Raw genomic sequence first — 4,933 nt, 5'->3', positions numbered from 1 at the left:
GCTTCAGTTACCCTGTCCGACGATGCCTTCCTGAATTATCTTACGGAAAGGAACCTTTTATTGAACAAAGAAATCCGGGTCATTAAAATTGAAAGCTTTGATAAGTCGATGACCGTTGAGATTGAAGGCAAACAGGAAATTCTGAGCAGAAAAGCAACCGATAAAATACTGGTAAAAGCCTGATCCCTAATCCACTATCATCTGTTTTGCTAATGTGCTGTAAGATTTAAATTTTTAAAGCGTTGATAAAAGGCCTCAAAGACATGGACCTGCTGATCCTGATGATTTTTGCACCATCTGATCTGATCTTCCATGCGTTCAGTTAATTCTGCCCTATTTACACCTACCATACCTTTATTGTTTATTAGTTTACAAATATTACAGACCCATTGTAAAGGCTGACCGTGATTCAGCTGGAAAATCAGTCTTATATAGACTCCAATCCAGGATCTGCACAGACGAACAATTCAGAACTCCTATTTACCTGCTGTACAAGAAAAATTGCATGAAGCTGATAAAAAAACTCCTGTCCTGTCTAAACACTTCCTTGGAATGTCTGACTGATTTAAAACATCCCCCTATCCAATCCCTAGCTGATTAATATATCTGGTTTTTTCAGGAATAAAGCAGCTCATTATATCTGATACAATGATCAATAAATTTTTATAAAGGAATACTAGGCACTGATTATTTCATTTTATACAGCTAGCCTTTCATTACCAAACAATAAAAAAATATTTTATACTGCATAAACTTTGATGTATGCATTTCAATGGACTGGATAATCAATCATCCACCTGAAAAATCTTCCGCAGTGACTTCTGTTCCGTAACGTTACTGACATGCCATTCAGCAACTCCTGATTACTCAACATGAAAGAAAAATCGCATAAAGCTGATGAAAAAAATTTCCGTACTGTCTAAACACTTCCCTGGGATGCCTACGTCCCGGAAAAAAATCCCCTTTCCAATCCCTAGCTAATAACTATATTTTGGTTTTTCCAGGAAGGTCGTATAAGACTGATGAAAAAATATCAGCACTATCTAAAAATATCTGACTCTATAAAAAGCCCATATGTAATCCCTGCTATACTTTATCCAGATGATATCATGAATAATCGAGCTATCTATATCATTCAACCGGATTTCGGCGGAACCTCATAGATTGATTCATAACGTGTATTGGGTTCCGGCTGATTTTATCTGTGAGGAAAGCAGTTTATAGGTACAGATATAGCTTTCAATACATTTTTACTATATAAATGCTTAATGATACGACCAACCGCTGCCCCAACCTCAGTATGTAATCAATCAGTTATAAGACCCACTAGGCAAGGTGGTAATCAGGAGATTGGTCGTAAAAGAATATGATCCCTGTTACTCTATTATGCTCCTCTATCCTGCTCTGCTTCGTCATAAGTGAATAAAAAAGGAAAATGTAAGTAGAAATAAAAGTCCCATTCCAATCCCTACCTATTTATTAATTTATGTATTTTATTGAATATCCATTTTACATTAAAGATACTAGTTTCAGTATCTGTTTTCCGGGATGATCTGATTCCTACAATAATTGCCCGGTACTATAAGAGTTATTAATGCACAGGCATAATAAAATTCCCTTATCTAATCCCTAGTTATATACACAATTAAAATTTTAATGAGTGTTCTCTAACCGTGGATAAGGTATTTGAATCATTATACTTCGTCTGGTAACATTTATCGCTTGCCATCAAAAATAGCAACGCCTGGTGATCTGTGAAATAAAAGCCCGAGCTGCTCCATTTCCTGAAGAGTAATAAAACAACTTTTTACCGAGCGTGCTTCGATAAAATAAATTTCCGGCTTATGATATGCAGCAAAAAAGGACTCCGTACTACTTTTTGACTCATGATCGTATCCGGATCCGCTCTATAAGATACACATAAATGGCAGGATGGATTTGATATGATTTACCTTCTTTAAAATGGTATCTCATCTGCTCCCCATCTTATATACTGATCCTAAATTTTTTTGACGTCCCCTGGCTGATGTTAAAAATCAATAGATTACTTCATCATGATTAGCATGTCTATTATTAACAGGAATATTTCAAAACAGAAATCTGGGTAAATTCTGACAAGTGAGAAATAAAATTCCGGCAGATCCAATCCCTAACTGTATTATTCACTGGCAAAAACTTTTTATGTAGTGAAATTTGCAGACGATATGGTATCGTTTAAAATAAAAATCTGCACTCACCTGGTAAAATGGTACACGCGGTAAGATCATCGTTCCCCATACTCACAGAGAAGTCGACATTATCGATTCTCCTGCTGTTTTTACCTGAGGCTACCTCATGGGATAAGCAGTCACCACTGAAAAATACAGCCCCCTTATCCAATCCCTAGCTAATTAATCTCAAACAAAAATAATTACTGTAAGTCTTTAATTATCATTTCTTTAAAAACTATTTTTCAGTATTCCGGCAACCTGTTCAATTTCTTCCGGTGTATTGAAGTAATGCGGCGACAGTCTCACGATCCCGTCAATATTTTTCCTGGTAAAATCAATCAGGGCCGAATTTTTATGAGTTACTGAAAAGGAAACCTGATGATCTTTTAAAACTTTCTGGATCTGATCCAGATGTCCGCCAGGACGGGAGAAGGTTACAATACTGCTCAGGTGATTTCCCCAATCCCAGACATGGAAACCGCCGGCTTCAAGAGATTGCCTCAGCCGAACGGATAAGGCCCTGTTGTAAGCTTCAATAAAAGGTAGCCCGATATGGTTTGAATATTTTACTGCCTCCGTAAATCCCAGCAATGAAGCAAAGGATATTTCCCAATGTTCAAATCTTTTTGCCGTTTTAAACAAATCATATTCATTGAATTCCGTCCAGTCGGCTCCTCTCATATCGAGCAGCAGCGGAGCATAATCCATCTCCAGCACCTCATCGGACACATACAAGAACCCGGTTCCTCTTGGTCCCCGCATGAATTTCCTGCCAGTGGCCGTCAGGAAGCTGCAGCCAATTTTTTCAACATCCACCACCATCTGTCCCACCGATTGGCAGGCATCCACAAGGTAAAGAATATGGTACTCCCGGCAGATTCTTCCTACCGCTTCCACATTCTGGATCAGTCCTGAATTGGTGGGAATATGGGTAACGGCAACCAGCCTCGGACGGTATTGCTTAATGAGGCTTTCCAGATCTTCAAGATCCAGCTCCAGATCCTGATGATTGCGCATCCTGATAATCCTGACCCCTAGTTTTTTCTGAAGGGACAGGAAAGTGATCTGATTGGAAATATAATCATCGGCAGTGGTGATAATCACTTCACCTTCTTTAAAGACAATACTCGACAAGGCCTTTGCGTAAGCTTCCGTTGCACTTGTTGCAAAGGCGATATTAGAAGGCTTTGCATTGATCAGCTTTGCCGTTTCATCATAAAATTCTTCCAGCAACGCTGCATTGATGCGGGCTGCCTCGTATCCTCCCACCTGTTCTTCCAGCTTCAGATGACCGGTAACGGCATTAACCACCTTGTCCGGCATCAGGGATGAGCCGGCATTATTCAGGAAGATTTTCCCGTCTTCCAATCCGCGGGTTTCCTGCCGCAGTGTATTTATATCCATACTCACAATTGATAAAATCATCAGCTGGTTTCCTGTGGATAACCGGCTGATGACGGGTAGATTAAATTAAAAATCCCGAATGAAAATCCCGGGATTGTTATCTTTAGATGTATTGAATTAATCCAGAACGCTCCAGCCCCTCTTCGGGTTGTTGTTGTTGGAAACTTCCTGTTCATTGACAATGATATTTTCTTTTCGCTGACCAATGTAATCCAGTTCGCTGAGCTTGGAGAAAATGGTCTCCAGGCTTTTCAGCATCTGCTGGATGTACAGCAGCGGTTCACCGCAATTATGATGGTCATAATTGGTTTCCGCCACAATAGAAAGCTGGTTCAGAAGCGTATGCGGCGCGATTTCACTCCACTCAAGGCTATAGTTCAGCATTTCTTCCAATTCGGCAGGTACCAGAACCTGGGTGGCGTTGTACAGGCGGAGTGCCAGTTTTGCAAAGGATTCTATAAGGAATACAGGCGGCTGGTACGGTGTAATGTTCCTGAACTGGAAATACATATCGCCGAAAGTATCGATCATGGTATTGCAAAGGAACTTCACATTCTGGGCCAGTGCCGTGTTCTGATTTTTATGTGAAGATTTCTGAATGATCTTGAAAGCATACTGCTGCAGGTTTCCTACAGACTTCGCAAAAGTATTGTAATAATCCAGCAATGCGGGATGGCTCTGTACCGAAGTACACGGCGGAATAAAACGGGAATCTACCTGAGCGATGTTGCCTTTCAGGTCTACCTTGCCGATGATCAGGTAATTTCCTCCCGAGTAGCTGCTGTTCAGGGCCGTTACCGGAAGCAGCTCGATATGGTGGTTGGGCTGTGTATTAGGATGTCTCGGTGGCAGCTCCTCCGGATCGATGTCCCCGAACGGAACTTTATCGAACGGGTTTACGGAAATCAGGATATAATATTCTCCGTCGGCCTGCTCATCATTCATGGACCGGGCAAGTGATTTTACGCTTACCCGCCTGTCGTTCAGCTCTACGCGGTAACCGGCCAGGGTCACTGCGCTGCAATGCTTGATCACGAGCTGTACATCATTGGTTGCCGTATTGTGCACATCAAAGATCGTACGGTCGGTAAATTCAGTGGAAATCGGAAGCAATCCGAAATTATAATTATTGATCTGCAGGGAACTTGAATCCCTGATGGCGTCAATTAAGAAATTGTCCTGCTCATTGAGGTGCTTCTGGGAAACTTTCATCCCGTCTACCCAGTTAATGGCAAAGTGTCTGATGGGCTGTATCATATGTTTTGTTTTTTTTAGATGGTGTGCGGCGGTGCTTTTCTGAGACCTTCCTCTTCATGCTG

3 protein-coding genes are annotated in these 4,933 nt (G+C 41.1%); 1 reads left to right on the top strand and 2 read right to left on the bottom strand.

The features are described 5' to 3' along the window. On the top strand, positions 1-183 hold a 183-nt coding region (locus QZ735_RS12585), incomplete at its 5' end, for a FeoA family protein (RefSeq protein ID WP_294248999.1). A 2,255-nt stretch (positions 184-2,438) separates the two neighbouring features. On the opposite strand, the gene QZ735_RS12580 is transcribed toward QZ735_RS12585, so the two are convergent. Together QZ735_RS12580 and QZ735_RS12575 are read right to left on the bottom strand one after the other, a co-directional pair. After that, positions 2,439-3,614 (bottom strand): aminotransferase class V-fold PLP-dependent enzyme, encoded by a 1,176-nt coding sequence (locus QZ735_RS12580; RefSeq protein WP_294248993.1) that lies wholly within the window; start codon positions 3,612-3,614, stop codon positions 2,439-2,441. A 117-nt stretch (positions 3,615-3,731) separates the two neighbouring features. Next, on the bottom strand, positions 3,732-4,871 hold the full coding sequence (locus QZ735_RS12575) for a hypothetical protein (RefSeq protein WP_294248990.1): 1,140 nt from the start codon (positions 4,869-4,871) through the stop codon (positions 3,732-3,734). Positions 4,872-4,933: the final 62 nt, after the last annotated feature.

This window comes from uncultured Chryseobacterium sp., assembly GCF_913776365.1.
GTDB lineage: Bacteria > Bacteroidota > Bacteroidia > Flavobacteriales > Weeksellaceae > Chryseobacterium.
Note: the sequence above shows the minus strand (reverse complement) of the source record. Positions and strands in the feature narration are given on the sequence as shown.

Coding starts and splice junctions, on each gene's coding strand:
- QZ735_RS12580 (WP_294248993.1), bottom strand. CDS start 3,614: ATGGATATAAATACACTGCGGCAGGAAACCCGCGGATTGGAAGACGGG.
- QZ735_RS12575 (WP_294248990.1), bottom strand. CDS start 4,871: ATGATACAGCCCATCAGACACTTTGCCATTAACTGGGTAGACGGGATG.